The organism is Mesorhizobium sp. M0227 (assembly GCF_040321855.1).
Classification (GTDB): domain Bacteria; phylum Pseudomonadota; class Alphaproteobacteria; order Rhizobiales; family Rhizobiaceae; genus Mesorhizobium.
Genome location: NZ_JAMYSJ010000002.1, coordinates 272,099 through 285,606, shown reverse-complemented (window position 1 = coordinate 285,606; position 13,508 = coordinate 272,099). Strand labels below are relative to the sequence as shown.

At 62.6% G+C, this 13,508-nt stretch carries 14 protein-coding genes; 5 read left to right on the top strand and 9 right to left on the bottom strand.

The window, feature by feature from the left end:
* Positions 1-16: 16 nt before the first annotated feature.
* Both NKJ00_RS04930 and NKJ00_RS04925 read right to left on the bottom strand, forming a co-directional pair.
* A complete protein-coding gene (locus NKJ00_RS04930; RefSeq protein WP_023810781.1) occupies positions 17-1,612 on the bottom strand; it encodes a DHA2 family efflux MFS transporter permease subunit in 1,596 nt (531 codons plus the stop codon).
* 22 nt (positions 1,613-1,634) lie between these two features.
* Complete coding sequence (locus NKJ00_RS04925) at positions 1,635-2,834, bottom strand: HlyD family secretion protein (protein WP_352629004.1); 1,200 nt, start codon at positions 2,832-2,834, stop codon at positions 1,635-1,637.
* A 132-nt stretch (positions 2,835-2,966) separates the two neighbouring features.
* Between NKJ00_RS04925 and NKJ00_RS04920 the strand changes: the two genes are divergently transcribed.
* Entirely contained in the window at positions 2,967-3,701 is a 735-nt protein-coding gene (locus tag NKJ00_RS04920; protein WP_352629002.1) for a TetR/AcrR family transcriptional regulator, read from the top strand.
* A 101-nt stretch (positions 3,702-3,802) separates the two neighbouring features.
* Positions 3,803-4,751 (top strand): IS630 family transposase gene (locus tag NKJ00_RS04915; RefSeq protein ID WP_352629000.1). Its coding sequence is split into 2 segments (ribosomal slippage): positions 3,803-4,138 and positions 4,140-4,751, totalling 948 coding nucleotides; the frame shifts between segments, so codons are not numbered across the junction.
* Positions 4,752-4,902: 151 nt separating this feature from the next.
* On the opposite strand, the gene yihA is transcribed toward NKJ00_RS04915, so the two are convergent.
* The 3 genes from yihA to NKJ00_RS04900 form a co-directional block, all read right to left on the bottom strand.
* Positions 4,903-5,562: a ribosome biogenesis GTP-binding protein YihA/YsxC gene (yihA, locus tag NKJ00_RS04910; RefSeq protein WP_127294604.1), complete on the bottom strand. Its 660-nt coding sequence runs from the start codon at positions 5,560-5,562 to the stop codon at positions 4,903-4,905.
* On the bottom strand, positions 5,559-6,197 hold the full coding sequence (locus NKJ00_RS04905) for a CatB-related O-acetyltransferase (protein ID WP_352628998.1): 639 nt from the start codon (positions 6,195-6,197) through the stop codon (positions 5,559-5,561). Before NKJ00_RS04905 ends, yihA begins: the two co-directional genes overlap by 4 nt.
* Before the next feature lie 124 nt (positions 6,198-6,321).
* Positions 6,322-6,636, bottom strand: a complete 315-nt coding sequence (locus NKJ00_RS04900) for a hypothetical protein (RefSeq protein ID WP_352628996.1) — start codon at positions 6,634-6,636, stop codon at positions 6,322-6,324.
* Positions 6,637-6,815: 179 nt separating this feature from the next.
* Between NKJ00_RS04900 and NKJ00_RS04895 the strand changes: the two genes are divergently transcribed.
* The 3 genes from NKJ00_RS04895 to NKJ00_RS04885 are packed head-to-tail and all read left to right on the top strand — an operon-like array spanning position 6,816 to position 10,103.
* Positions 6,816-7,280 carry a MarR family winged helix-turn-helix transcriptional regulator gene (locus NKJ00_RS04895; protein WP_352628994.1) on the top strand — a complete coding sequence of 155 codons (465 nt, stop codon included), beginning with the start codon at positions 6,816-6,818 and terminating at the stop codon, positions 7,278-7,280.
* On the top strand, positions 7,273-8,565 hold the full coding sequence (locus NKJ00_RS04890) for an HlyD family secretion protein (protein WP_352628992.1): 1,293 nt from the start codon (positions 7,273-7,275) through the stop codon (positions 8,563-8,565). The genes NKJ00_RS04895 and NKJ00_RS04890 overlap by 8 nt, the downstream gene beginning before the upstream one ends.
* Positions 8,562-10,103, top strand: a complete 1,542-nt coding sequence (locus tag NKJ00_RS04885; protein ID WP_352628990.1) for a DHA2 family efflux MFS transporter permease subunit — start codon at positions 8,562-8,564, stop codon at positions 10,101-10,103. The genes NKJ00_RS04890 and NKJ00_RS04885 overlap by 4 nt, the downstream gene beginning before the upstream one ends.
* A 185-nt stretch (positions 10,104-10,288) precedes the next feature.
* Here NKJ00_RS04885 and NKJ00_RS04880 read toward each other — a convergent pair whose 3' ends face one another.
* The 4 genes from NKJ00_RS04880 to rpmH all read right to left on the bottom strand — a co-directional run bounded on the left by NKJ00_RS04880 (position 10,289) and on the right by rpmH (position 13,356).
* Positions 10,289-10,849, bottom strand: a complete 561-nt coding sequence (locus tag NKJ00_RS04880) for a fasciclin domain-containing protein (protein WP_352628988.1) — start codon at positions 10,847-10,849, stop codon at positions 10,289-10,291.
* A gap of 176 nt (positions 10,850-11,025) precedes the next feature.
* The gene (yidC, locus tag NKJ00_RS04875) at positions 11,026-12,837 is read right to left on the bottom strand and encodes a membrane protein insertase YidC (protein WP_352440595.1); all 1,812 of its coding nucleotides are present in this window, start codon (positions 12,835-12,837) and stop codon (positions 11,026-11,028) included.
* Between the two features lie 14 nt (positions 12,838-12,851).
* Entirely contained in the window at positions 12,852-13,205 is a 354-nt protein-coding gene (gene rnpA, locus NKJ00_RS04870) for a ribonuclease P protein component (RefSeq protein ID WP_013528505.1), read from the bottom strand.
* Between the two features lie 16 nt (positions 13,206-13,221).
* Complete coding sequence (gene rpmH, locus NKJ00_RS04865; protein ID WP_008833937.1) at positions 13,222-13,356, bottom strand: 50S ribosomal protein L34; 135 nt, start codon at positions 13,354-13,356, stop codon at positions 13,222-13,224.
* Positions 13,357-13,508 lie beyond the last annotated feature (152 nt).

Here is a 13,508-nt window from a genome sequence, read left to right as displayed (position 1 = left end):
GAAACAGCTGCCCACGTCAGTGGCCGCCGCCGCCACCTCCGCCCGCCGCGGCCGGCTTGCGGATCAGCATGGTGAACATGCCAAGCGTCGCAAACAGCACCGTCAGCATGAAGAACACATCCATGAAGGACAGCAGCGCCGCCTGCTGCTGGACCATGCCAGACAGCTTGGAGATCGCGGCACTTGTCGCGTCGAGGCCGGGGGTTTGCTCGAAATTGAGCGTCATGTTCTGCAGCTTGGTCTGCGCGGCTTCACTGCCCCATTGCACATGTTCGGAGAGCCTTGCGTAGTGGAAGGCATTGCGGTCGATCAGCACGGTATTGATCAGGGCGAGGCCAACCGCACCGCCAAGGTTGCGGGTGAGGTTGAACAGGCCTGAAGCGTTCTTCAGCCGCTCGGGCGGCAAGGTGCCGAGCGCGATGTTGTTGATCGGCACCATGCACAGCATCATCGAACAGCCGCGCAGGATTTGCGGGATGAGCAGCTCATAGAAATCCCAGTCGGCGGTCAGATGCGTCATCCACCAGGTGCCGGTGGCGAAGCCGAAGAAGCCGATCATCATCATCAGCCGCGGGTCCATCTTATTCGACAGGATGCCCGAGATCGGCGCGGTGAAGAACATGGCCAGGCCGCTGACGAACAGCGCCTCGCCGATCATCATCGAATCGTAGCCACGGATGCGCCCGAGATACACCGGGTAGAGATAGGTCAGGCCGTAAAGGCCGATGCCTATGACGAAGGAGAACAGCGAGCCGAAGGCGAAGTTGATGTTGGTGAAGGCCTTCAGGTCGACGATCGGCTCCTCGGCGGTGAACGCCCGCCAGAAGAACAGCACCGCGCCGATGGTCATGACAATGGCGCAGATGAAGACGCCCTGATCCTGCATCCAGTCATTGTTGGGACCCTCCTCGAGCACATATTCCATGCAGCCCAGGAGAGCCGCCATGCCGGCGAGGCCCCACCAGTCGAACTTGCTGAACAGCTTGAGGTTGGGTTTGTCGAAGTCGATCAGCGTCCAGGCCGCCGCTGTGACCAGGATGCCGGGCACGACATTGACCAGGAACAGCCAGTGCCAGGACATGGCATGGCTGATGTAGCCGCCGACAGTCGGGCCGATGGTCGGCGCCAACGTCGCCACCAGGCCGATCATCGGCGAGACGAAGGCGCGGCGCGAGGGCGGGAAGATGGTGAAGGCAGCGGCGAAGACGCTCGGGATCATGCCGCCGCCGATGAATCCCTGGACGGCGCGGTAGACAATCATCTGGTCGATGTTGGTGGCGGTCGCCGCCAGCGCACTGGCCGCGGTGAAGCCCGCCGCCGAGATCGTGAACAGCACGCGCGTCGACAGCATCCGGCTGAGGAAGCCCGACAGCGGGATCATCACCACTTCGGCGATCAGATAGGCGGTCTGCACCCACGGGATTTCGTCGGAGCTGGCGCTCAGGCCGGCCTGGATTTCCGACAGAGAGGCGGAGACAATCTGGATGTCGAGGATGGCCATGAACATGCCGAACACCATCGCCAGGAAGGCGATGACGCGCCGCGTCGAAATGGTGTCAGGCACAGCCGGCCTCGCCGGCGGCGCTCCTGCTGTCAGGGTTGCGGTTGCCATGGCATTGCTCCCCGGCGGCCGCTCAGTTCGACGCTGCCGCTGATGCCGAACCAGATGGGGCGGTACGGCTGTCGACGGCGACGACGACGCTCAGGCCGGCGCGCAGCTTGCCGCTCTTCAGCGCATCGGCGGGCACATCGATGCGGACCGGAACGCGCTGCACGACCTTGGTGAAGTTGCCGGTGGCGTTTTCGGGCGGCAGCAGCGAGAACACGGCACCCGAAGCCGGCGCCAGCGACGAGACGGTTCCCTCGAAGTCCTGGCCGTCGGTCGCATCGACCGAGATCTTGACCTTCTCGCCGGGCACCAGCCGGGCAAGCTGCGTCTCCTTGAAGTTGGCGACGATGTAGAGCTTGTCCATCGGCACGATGACGGCGAGCTTCTGGCCGGGGCTGACAAGGTCGCCCTGTTCGACAGAGCGGTTGCCGACGATGCCGTCATAAGGCGCCTTGAGCACGGTGAAGGAAAGATCGCGCACCGCCTTGTCATGGCTGAGCTGCAGGGACGCCAGCGTGCTCGCCGATTCCGCGCGTTGCGCCTGCAGCACGCCGATATTGGCCTGCGCGGCGGCGATCTGTGCGTCGGCGCCGACAAGGGCGGCATCGGCCTGCTGGACCGCCGTCTGGGCGTCGTCCAGCTGCGCCTGCGTGCCGACATGCGTCTTGAGCAGCTGCGAGGCGCGCGCCGCGACCTTGGCTGCATTGTCGGCGGCGGCCTGATCGGCGACCTTCTGCGCCTGGGCCTGCTGCAGCGAGGCGCGGGCTGCGTCGGTCTGGGCGTCAATACGGTCGAGCGTCTTGCTCAAGGTGGCGATCTGCGCCTCGGCCTGGGCGACGGCAATCTTGTAATCGCCGTCATCGACGACGAGCAGCGGATCGCCGGCCTTGACCAGCTGGTTCTCGCTGACCTTGACCTGATCGACATAGCCGGAAATCTTGGGCGAGATGAACGCCATGTCCGCCTGGACATAGGCGTCGTCCGTCGAGATCATGAAGCGGCCCGTTGTCCAGTAATCGTAACCGTACCAGGCGCCGGCGCTCAGCAAGGCAACGCCGATGATCGGCAGCAGAAAGGAACGCACCGAGCGCTTCTTCTTGACCGGGGCCTCTGCCGGCGGCGACGAGACGGGCTGGACAGGCATATCCGGCGCTTCCGTCGCCGGCGCAACCTTGGCGTTGGGGAAGGGACGGACTTCGGCTGTGGTCGGCGCGTTCGAGGACATGACATCTCTCTAAAGTTATAATATGATACTGAACCGTTCGGTTCGATCCGGCCGTTGACATAGCGCGTAAAGAGGACCATATCAAGGGCAATCGAACCGCTTGGTTCGAATTATTTTCGAGGTGTGACTTTCATGGCCGAGACCCCGTCCAATGTCGAAAACGAGTCGTGCGACGACCTGTTGGAAAGCTTGCGCCGTGGCCGCCCGGCCGCGGGGCAGGATCCGGTCAAGCGCAGCCAGATCATCGACGGCGCCCGTCGTGTCTTCATCGACAAGGGCTTCGAAGCCGCCTCGATGAACGACATCACCCGCGAGGCCGGTGTCTCCAAGGGTACGATCTACGTCTACTTCGCCAACAAGGAAGAGTTGTTCGAGGCGCTGATCGAGGAAGAGCGCGGCACCATCTTCAAGAACATGTATGACGTGCTGGACAACGCCGACAACCTGCGCGAGACGCTGGTGAAGTTCGGCAAGGTGCTGGCCCTCAAGATCACGTCGGCCAAGGTCATCCAGGCGCAGCGCACGGTGATCGGGGCATCAGACCGGATACCCGATATGGGCGCGCGTTTTTACGAGCGCGGCCCCAAGCGTGGCCACGACAAGGTCGCGGCCTTTCTCAATGCCGCCATCGAGCGCGACCTGCTGCGCATCGACGATGTCGATCTTGCCGCCTATCAGTTCACCGAACTGTGCCTGGCCGGTCTGTTCCGCCAGTGCATCTTCGCCTACCGCACGAAAGCCCCGACCCAGGACGAGATCGATCACATCGTCAGGTCAGGCGTCAGCATGTTCCTCAGGGCATACGGCACCGAAAGGCTTGTGGCGGAAGAAGGCCATCAGACGATTGCTATCGAGGCCAAGCCTTAACCCAGTTCTAGAGCGGTTCACGGCTTGATGGAATCGAAGGGGATTCCCGATTTGTCTGTTTTGTGATTCAAGATGCTGGCTGGAGTGGAGGCCAGCATCTGATGACCCGACCTCTTTCCAATGACCTTCGCGAGCGGGTTGTGGCGGCGGTTTTGAGTGGTGAAAGCCGCCGGTCTGCCGCCAAACGGTTCGGCATTTCGGTTTCGGCCGCGGTAAAGCTGTTGCAGCGCCATGAGACGACCGGCTCGGTGGCACCGGGCAAGATGGGTGGACACCGCAAGAGAGTGCTGGAGCCGCACCGTGCCTTCATCGAGGCGCGTATACGTGAGACGCCGCATCTGACGCTGTACGGTCTGAAGGATGAGTTGGCCGGGCGCGGGGTCAAAGTCTCGCACAATGCGGTGTGGCTGTTCCTGCGCCGCGAGGGCCTGAGCTTCAAAAAAAACGCTGTTCGCCCTTGAGCAGGCGCGCGCTGATATCGCCCGCAGGCGCCAGCGATGGCGATCCTGGCAGACCGGCCTCGATCCGCAGCGCCTGGTCTTCATCGATGAGACCTGGATCAAGACCAACATGGCTCCGCTGCGAGGTTGGGGGCCGAAGGGCAAACGGCTGCGCGGCCTGGCTCCGCACGGCCACTGGCGCACGTTGACCTTCCTTGGCGCGCTGCGCTGGGATCGGCTCGCGGCTCCTTGCGTCTTCGACGGCCCGATCAACGGCCAATGCTTCCGTGCCTATGTCGAGCAGCAGCTCGTCACCGTTCTGAAGCCTGGCGACATCGTCGTCATGGATAATCTGGGAAGTCATAAGTCGGCAGCCATCAGGCAGATGATCAAGGCTGCCGGCGCCAGGCTTTGGTATCTGCCGCCCTACTCTCCAGACCTCAATCCGATCGAGCAGGCCTTCGCCAAGATCAAACACTGGATGCGCCAGGCTCAGAAACGAACCGTCGAGGATACGTGGCGCCACATCGGCCACCTCGTCGAAACAATCGAGGCAGCCGAATGCAAGAACTACTTCGAAAACGCCGGATACGCTTCCGTCAAAACGTGAAAGGCTCTAAGGTGTGTTGAGATTCAGGTCAGGCCGAGCCGAAAACGGTGGCTTTCGAGAACCGGAGCGGAGCGGACATTCGGGTCCGTGAGCACCGGAAGCGCAGAAAGCCATCGTTTGCAGGCCGGCATCACCTGAATATCGACATAGCTTAGCCGCCATTGGCGGCAAGCACGATGGCGGCCTGCAATTCCTGAAGGCCCTCGCCTTTTTCCGAAGACGTCGCCAGCACGAACGGAAACGCCGCCGGCCGCTTCTTGATCTTTGCCAGCGTCTCCTCGATCAGCCGCGGCACGCCGGCAGTCTTGATCTTGTCGGTCTTGGTCAGGACGATCTGGTAGGACACCGCCGCCTTGTCGAGCAGCGACAGCACTTCATCGTCCTTGGCCTTGATGCCGTGGCGGGCGTCGATCAGCACATAGACACGCTTCAGCGTGACGCGGCCCTTGAGATAGTCGAAGACCAGCTTGGTCCACTCGTCGACTTTCTCCTTCGGCGCGGTGGCGTAGCCATAGCCGGGCATGTCGACCAGCGCCAAGGGCGGCAGGTCGGCGCCCTCACCCGAAAATCCGTCCGGCACGAAATAGTTGAGTTCCTGCGTGCGCCCCGGCGTGTTGGAAGTGCGCGCCAGCCCCTTCTGGTTGACAAGTGCGTTGATCAGCGACGACTTGCCGACATTCGAGCGGCCGGCAAAGGCGATTTCCGGCGGCCCTTCCGGCGGCAGGAACTTCATGGCCGGAACGCCGCGAATGAAGATCCATCCTCGCGTAAACAGTTCGGTGCCGATTGTGCTGCTGTTCAGAGCGTTCAAGCTGCTGCCTCCAGAAGAGAAATATTGGCACCCCGGATAGCATCGAGGTTGCGGCTGACCTTGTCCACCGGCCAGTCCCACCACGCCACCGCCAGCAGCCGCCTGATTGTCCGGTCGTCGAAACGCATCTTTACCACCTTGGCCGCGTTGCCGGCGACGATCGCATAGGGCGGCACGTCATGTGTCACCACCGATTTCGCGGCAACGATGGCGCCGTGGCCGATTTCCACCCCGGGCAAGATCACCGCCTCCATGCCGATCCAGACGTCGCTGCCGACAATGGTGTCGCCGCGCACTTCCCTAGACCAGGTCGCCGGGTCAAAACCCTTTTCCCAGCCATGGCCGAAAATATTGAACGGATAGGTCGAAAAGCCGGACATAGCGTGGTTGGCGCCGTTCATGATGAAGCGCGCGCCCTCGGCGATGGCGCAGAACCTGCCGATGATCAGCTTGTCGCCAATGAACGGATAATGGTGCAGGACGCATTTTTCGGCGAATTTGTCCGGACCGTCGGGCTCGTCATAATAGGTGAAGTCGCCGACCTCGATGTTCGGCGCGTTCACCAGCCCCTTGAGGAAGCCGACGCGGGTATGCATCGGGATCGGGTGCTTGATGTCTGGGTTGGGTCCGTCCATGTCGAAATCCGTCAGAGAAATGGCCGCCAGGCGCATCCGAAACTCGAATGCGCCCGTTCAAAATAGCGTGATCCGCCCTATAGCACCAATCGGGCGACGAGCGAGCTTTCCTTGACGGTCTTGCTCATTTGCTGCCGCGGCAGATCACGATCGGATCGGACAGCGCGCTGTCGAAACCGCTGCCCTGATAGACGGTGACGTTCGCCGCGCCGGGCGGCAGCATGAAGCTGCCTTCGACGATTTTCTGGTCGCCGGCCGGTATGTGGAGAGCCCAGCTATAGGTGCAAAACTGAGGCGGCGCCTGGGGTTCGACGTGGCTGCAGTTCAATTGCGCGCCACCCAGCATGGCGGCGCCACCGCAGCTGACGGCGTCCTTTGCGAACGCAATGCCCGGCCATCCCGCGATGGCCGATACGGTCAATATCTTCAGCCACTTCATCGTCTCATCCCTGCGCGGCAACAGCCTGCTACCGGAGCCTTTTTGTGGCGTCGCAGCCCATGCGTCATTTTTTCCAGGCGGGCTTAGTCCGTCTTGCGCACCGCGTCCAGCGGGATTATGTGCATGATGATAATAAGCATGCTCACTAAAAGTCGCGCCGAAAAACTCCAGTGCCTCCCATGCCATCGTCACCCAACATCAGCTTCGTGCTGCACGATGTCGCGCGCCTGCTTCGAAAGCGGTTCGAGCAGAGGTCGCGGGCATCGGGGCTGACCCGCGCCCAGTGGCAGGTGCTGGCCTATCTCTGCCTGCATGAAGGCATCCACCAGAGCAAACTGGCCGATCTTATCGAGATCACGCCGATCACGCTCGCCCGGCTGCTCGACAGGATGGAGGCACGCAGCTTCATCGAGCGCCGGCCCAATCCCGCCGACCGCCTGGCATGGCTGCTTTACCTGAAGCCGCAAGCCCATCCGCTTATCGAAATCATGCGCAGCAATGGGCAGAAGACGCGTGACGAGGCCTTCGTCGGCCTTTCCGCGGATGCGCAACTGCATCTGCTGCAAACCCTATCCCTCATCAAATCCAATCTGCTCGCGGCTTGCGCCCAGCCTGCCGCCGACCGGGAGAAAACACATGGCTGAATCAACCTCACCAAAGAAGCCTGTCGAAGAAGATGGATCCGCCGCCGACCGGGCGCGCGATCAGGTCATCCGACTGGACAGCGAACGCGAGCAAAGGCGAGCCGGCACCCTCATCGACAATGACGAGCTCGAAGCACCGGTCGCCCTGGAGCCGGCGGCGCTCGAGGCTCCGTCCAAGGAGCCACGCCAGGCCGGGGTTGCGGTGGCGCCTCCAGCGACGGTCAAGCCCAGGCGCAGCCTGACGCGGCCGATCCTGTTTGCCCTGCTTCCGGTCGCCCTGGTCGTCGGCGGCTACTACTACGTCATCGGCGGCCAGGTCATGACAACGGACAATGCCTACATCCAGGCGCAATCGCTCGGCGTGTCCACCGATGTCTCCGGCACCGTGCTCGAGATCGACGTGCACGAGAACGAGGCGGTGAAGAAGGACCAGGTGCTTTTCCGGCTGCGGCCGGCCTCTTTCGAAACCGCTCTTGCCGCCGCCCAGGCGCAGCTCGGCACGGTGCGCAACCAGGTGCTGACCCTGCAGGCGAGCTACCAGCAATCGCAGGCGCTGATCGAGCAGGCGCAGGCCGACATCCCTTATTACGAGGCGGCTTTCCAGCGCCAGCAGGATCTGCTCAAGACCTCCACCTCCTCCAAGGCGACCTTCGACAGCGCCCAGCACGACCTCGTTGCCGCTCGCCAGAAAGTGTCCGTCGCCGAGGCGCAGGCACAGGCGACGCTTGCCCAGCTTGGCGGCGACGCCAGCCAGCCTGTCGAGAAGAACCCGTTCTATCTTCAGGCCCAGTCCGCCGTGGACGACGCCCAGCGCAATCTCGCCGATTCCGTCGTCAAGGCGCCGTTCGACGGCATCGTCACCAATGTTGACGCGCTTCAGGTCGGCAAGTACCTGCCGGCTTCGCAGCCGGCGTTCAGCCTGATTTCGGCAACCGATTTGTGGATCGCGGCGGAGCCGAAGGAAACCGAACTGACCTATGTGCGGCCGGGACAGACCGCGACGATCAGCGTCGACAGCTACCCGGGTGCCGTCTGGCACGGTACGGTCGCCTCGATCAGCCCGGCGTCGTCGTCGAGCTTCTCCTTGCTTCCGGCGCAGAACACCACGGGCAACTGGGTCAAGGTCGTACAACGCATTCCGATGCGCGTGACGTTGGACGATCTCCAGGGCAAGCCGCCGTTGCGTGGCGGGATGAGCGTCGTGGTCGGCATCGATACCGGCCATGCGCGCGGCCTGCCGGACTTCGTGACGGACCTCCTCGGCCGGTTCGGACAAAAGTCATGACCGGCGCGTCCGCGACAGGTGGCGTGGTCGCCAATCGCGGCGCCATCACCGCCTGCGTGATCCTGGCCGTGATCATGCAGGCGCTGGACACGACCATCGCCAATGTGGCGCTGCCCTATATCCAGGGCAGCGTTTCGGCGAGCGCCGACCAGATAAACTGGGTGCTGACGTCCTACATCGTGGCGGCCGCCGTCATGACTCCGCCTTCAGGCTACCTTGCCAATCGTTTCGGCCGCAAGCGCATCCTGCTGATATCCATCACCGGCTTCGTCGTCGCGTCGGTGCTGTGCGGCTTCGCGCAGTCGCTGCCGCAGATCGTCGGCTTCCGCCTGCTGCAAGGCCTGTTCGGTGCCGCCCTGGTGCCGCTGGCGCAGAGCATCCTGCTCGACATCTACAGCGTCGAGGAGCGCGGCTCGGCGATGGCGCTGTTCGGCGTTTCGGTGATGGTCGGGCCGGTGCTCGGGCCGGTCATCGGCGGCTGGCTGACCGAGAATGTCAGCTGGCGCTGGGTGTTCTACATCAACGTCCCGATCGGCGCCCTGGCCTTCGCCGGCGTGTCGATGTTCGTCCAGGAAACCAAGACGGACCTCAAGGCGAGGCTGGACTGGCTGGGCTTCGGCATGCTCAGCGTCACCATCGCATCGCTGCAGATGTTTCTCGATCGCGGCGAGCAGCTCAACTGGTTCTCGTCGTCCGAAATCATCGTCGAGGCACTGATCTGCGCGTCGGCCTTCTACATCTTCCTCGTCCACACCTTCACCGCGAAAAACACCTTCGTGAACCCCCGGCTGTTCCTCGACAGGAATTTCGCCGTCGGCATGGTCTTCATCTTCATCATCGGCATTACCTATCTGGCCTCGCTGGCCCTGATGACGCCCTATCTGCAGACGCTGATGGGCTATCCGGTGGTGACGGCCGGCATCGTCATGGGGCCGCGCGGGCTTGGGACCATGGCTTGCATGTTCCTGGTCGGCAGGCTGATCGGCAAGGTGGACACGCGCTGGCTGCTGCTGACCGGCCTGCTGGTCACCGCCTGGGCGATGTACGACATGACCGGCTGGACCCCTGATGTGTCGCAGTGGACGATCATCAGCACCGGCTTCATCCAGGGAGCGGGCCTCGGCTTCCTGTTCGTGCCGCTGACCACCATCACCTTCGCCACGCTGGCGCCGGAGCGGCGCGCGGAAGGCACAGGCCTTTACAATCTGTCGCGAAACATCGGCTCCAGCGTCGGCATATCGGTGGTCACCGCGCTGTTAACGCAGAACGTGCAGATCAACCACGCCAACATCGCCACCTATGTGACGCCCTACAATCAGGCGTTCAGCAATCCGGCGATCTTCCAGGCGATGAACCCTTACAGCGCCGCCGGCAGGGCGGCGCTCGACGGCGTGGTGACGCTGCAGGCGACCATCATCAGCTACATGAACGACTTCAAGCTGATGATGATCCTGTCGCTTGCCGCCATTCCGCTGGTTCTGTTGCTGCGCAAGCCGGCGACTCCGGCCAAGATCGACCACAGCGCCGTGATGGAGTGATGACGGTCGAGGCTCATCTGGCTGGACAAGTAACAGTCAAAAAGAAACCGGGGTCCTGTGAGGGACTACAGGACCCCGGCCGATGCCGATACGACTTCCAGGAAACATGGCACCTCGTCATGAGGCGGGACGGCAGGCCGAGAAAGCCCCAACGAACCTGCCTTGATCCCCTTTGCCGAAAGCCGTTACTTCGGCAACAGCACCTTGTTGACGACATGGATGACGCCGTTCGACTGGTTGACGTCGGCGATCGTCACCCGCGCCTCGCCGCCTGACTCATCCATGATGTAGAGCTTGCCCTTCTTGACTTCGGCGGTCAGCGTGTCACCGGAGACGGTTTTCATCTCGTACTTGCCGCCCATCGCCCTGGCCTTCTTCATCATTTCGGCGCCCGAAATCTTGCCGGCCACGACATGCGCGGTCAGCACCTTGGTGAGCTTGCCCTTGTTCTCCGGCTTCAGCAGCGTGTCGACGGTGCCCTTGGGCAATTTCGCAAACGCTGCATTGGTCGGGGCAAAGACTGTGAACGGGCCAGCGCCCTGCAGCGTGTCGACCAGGCCGGCGGCCTTGACGGCGGCGACCAGCGTCGTGTGGTCCTTCGAATTGACGGCGTTCTCGACGATGTTCTTGGTGGTGTACATCGGTGCGCCGCCGACATTCGGGTTTTTGGCGTAGGCGGGCGCGGCAATCGCCACGCCGGCGATGAGCGCGGAAAGGGCGATGGTCCTGAATGACGGCAAGCGCATGTGGTCTTCCTCCGGGTGAGGGCTGATCGGAATTGATAGCCTTTGGAAACGCACAGGCAGTCACGCCCCCGGCGAGGCGCAAGTTTCGCCGATCACGGGAACGTGATCCCGGAGTTGCTTAAACGGAAAAAGCCCCGCGCGAGCGGGGCTTTGAGGCTGGAGAAAGCGCTGCGCTTCTATTCGGCCGGCGATGGTTTCTTTCGGAACAGCGCGACCAGATTGTCCCACAGCTCGATCTTGGCGCCCTGGCGCTTCATGATGATGCCCTGCTGGAGGATCGACAGCGTGTTGTTCCAGGCCCAGTAGATGACCAGGCCGGCCGGGAAACCCGCCATCATGAAGGTGAAGATGACAGGCATCCAGGTGAAGATCGCCGCCTGCGTCGGGTCCGGCGGCGTCGGGTTCATGCGCATCTGCAGGAACATGGTGACGCCCATGATCAGCGGCCAGACGCCGATCATCAGCATGTGCGGCAGGGTGACCGGGATCAGGCCGAACAGGTTGAACAGCGACGTCGGGTCGGGTGCGGCCAGATCCTGGATCCAGCCGAAGAACGGCGCGTGCCGCATCTCGATGGTGATGTAGAGCACCTTGTAGAGCGAGAAGAAGACCGGGATCTGCAGCGCCACCGGCCAGCAGCCGGCAAGCGGGTTGATCTTCTCGGTCTTGTACAGCTCCATCATCGCCTGCTGCTGCTTCATCTTATCGTCCGCGTATTTCTCGCGGATCTCGAGCATTTTCGGCTGCACCTTCTTCATGTTCGCCATCGACGCGTAGGACTTGTTGGCGAGCGGATAGAAGATGGCCTTGACGATGACGGTGGTGGCGAGGATGGCCAGGCCGAAATTGCCGAAGAATTTGTAGAGCGTGTCGATCAGCCAGAACATCGGCTTGGTGATGAAGTGGAACCAGCCCCAGTCGATCAGGAGATCGAACCGCTTGATATGACGGTCTTCCGCATAGGCGTTGATCTTGCCGACTTCCTTGGCGCCGGCGAAGATTTCGCTCTCCACCGTCGCCGACTGGCCGGCATCGACGGTGATCGGGTCGGTGAGGAAGTCGGACTGGTAGCGATGGCGGCCGTCCTCGAAATAGGCGTAGCGCGGCTGGAACGGCTGCTTCTCCGTCGGCACCAGCGTCACCGCCCAGTATTTGTCGGTGATGCCGAGCCACCCGTCGGTCGACTTGCCCGGCGTGAACTGCTTGTCCTTCTCGATGGACGCGTATTTGTGCTCCTGCAGGCCTTCGGTGCCGGTGAAGCCGATCAGGCCCTCATGCAGCACATAGGTGCTGGCAACGAGCGGCTTGTCGAAGCGGGTGACGCGGCCGTAATTGGACAGCGAGACAGCGGCCGTGCCCGCATTCTGCACCGTATCGGACACCGTGAACATGTAGTTGGTGTCGACGGAAAAGGTGCGCTTGAAGGTCAGGCCCTTGTCGTTCGAATAGGTCAGCGTGACCGGGGTGGTCGGCGTCAGCGTCGCATTGCCGTCGACGGCCCACACAGTCTCGGGACCAGGCACCGCGCCGGTCTTGTCGTTGCCGACGAAGCCGATCTCGGCATAGTAGCCATTGGGCAGTGCCGCCGGGTTGAGCAGGCTGATCTCGGGCGAGTTCTTGTCGACCGTCTCAGTGTAGTGCTTGAGCTTGAGGTCGTCGAGACGGGCGCCGGTCAGGTTGATTGAACCCTCGAGGCTCGGCGTGTCGATCCTGGCGCGGGTGGTCGTGGCGAGTGCCTGTTCGCGGCCGGCCGGCGTGACGGCGTCTGTTCCCGGTGCGTTGGGAATGGCGCCAGGGGCGACGGGCGTTCCGGTGTCGGTACCGGGATTTGTGCCGGCGGCCTTCTTCTGCTCCTCGACGCGCTGCTGTTCGACGCGGGCTGCCTCGCGCTGCGCTTCGCTGCGCGGCAACACGTAAAAATATTGCCATACCGCCAGGATCAGCACCGACAGCGCGATGGTGATGAAGAAGTTCCGGTTGTTTTCCATCGAAAGCCCTTGGCCTATCGTGTTCCGCGCAGTCGGCGGGAGAGTTCGGCCTTCAACTGGCCGAACGGAGTGGTAAGCACGTCTTCGCGCCCGACGATGACATAGTCATTGCCAGGCGCCATGTCACTTGCAGCATGCGTGCGGACGGCTTCTCGCAGCCGCCGCCGGACACGGTTGCGGACAACCGCATTGCCGACCTTCTTGGTGACGGTGTAGCCGACGCGCGGCGACAGGCCGTCGCCGCGGTCGAGAACCTCAACGAGAAAAAGCCGCCCGCGTCGCTTTTCACCACGACGGACGGCCAGGAATTCCGCGCGCTTCAGAAGCCGCTTGGGATTTGGTCCCACTGGCTTGCCGGATGCGGGCAACGATCTCGTCTTCCGTTCAGGCGCTGAGCCGCTTGCGACCGCGGTTGCGGCGAGCTGCGACGACGCCGCGACCACCCTTGGTGGCCATGCGGGCACGGAAGCCGTGCCGACGTTTGCGGACGAGTTTAGACGGTTGGTAGGTACGCTTCATTTGTTTTAATACCGCGGGGTGCGGCCCTTCTTGATTCTGTCACTGTGTAACAGGAGCTTTGCCGGGCCGGCTTTGGCGCGATCGAAACCGCGCCGGGACGAATGGCCCGAGCGTGTGCGGGCTTATAGAAAGAAGGCTTTTGGAAGTCAATC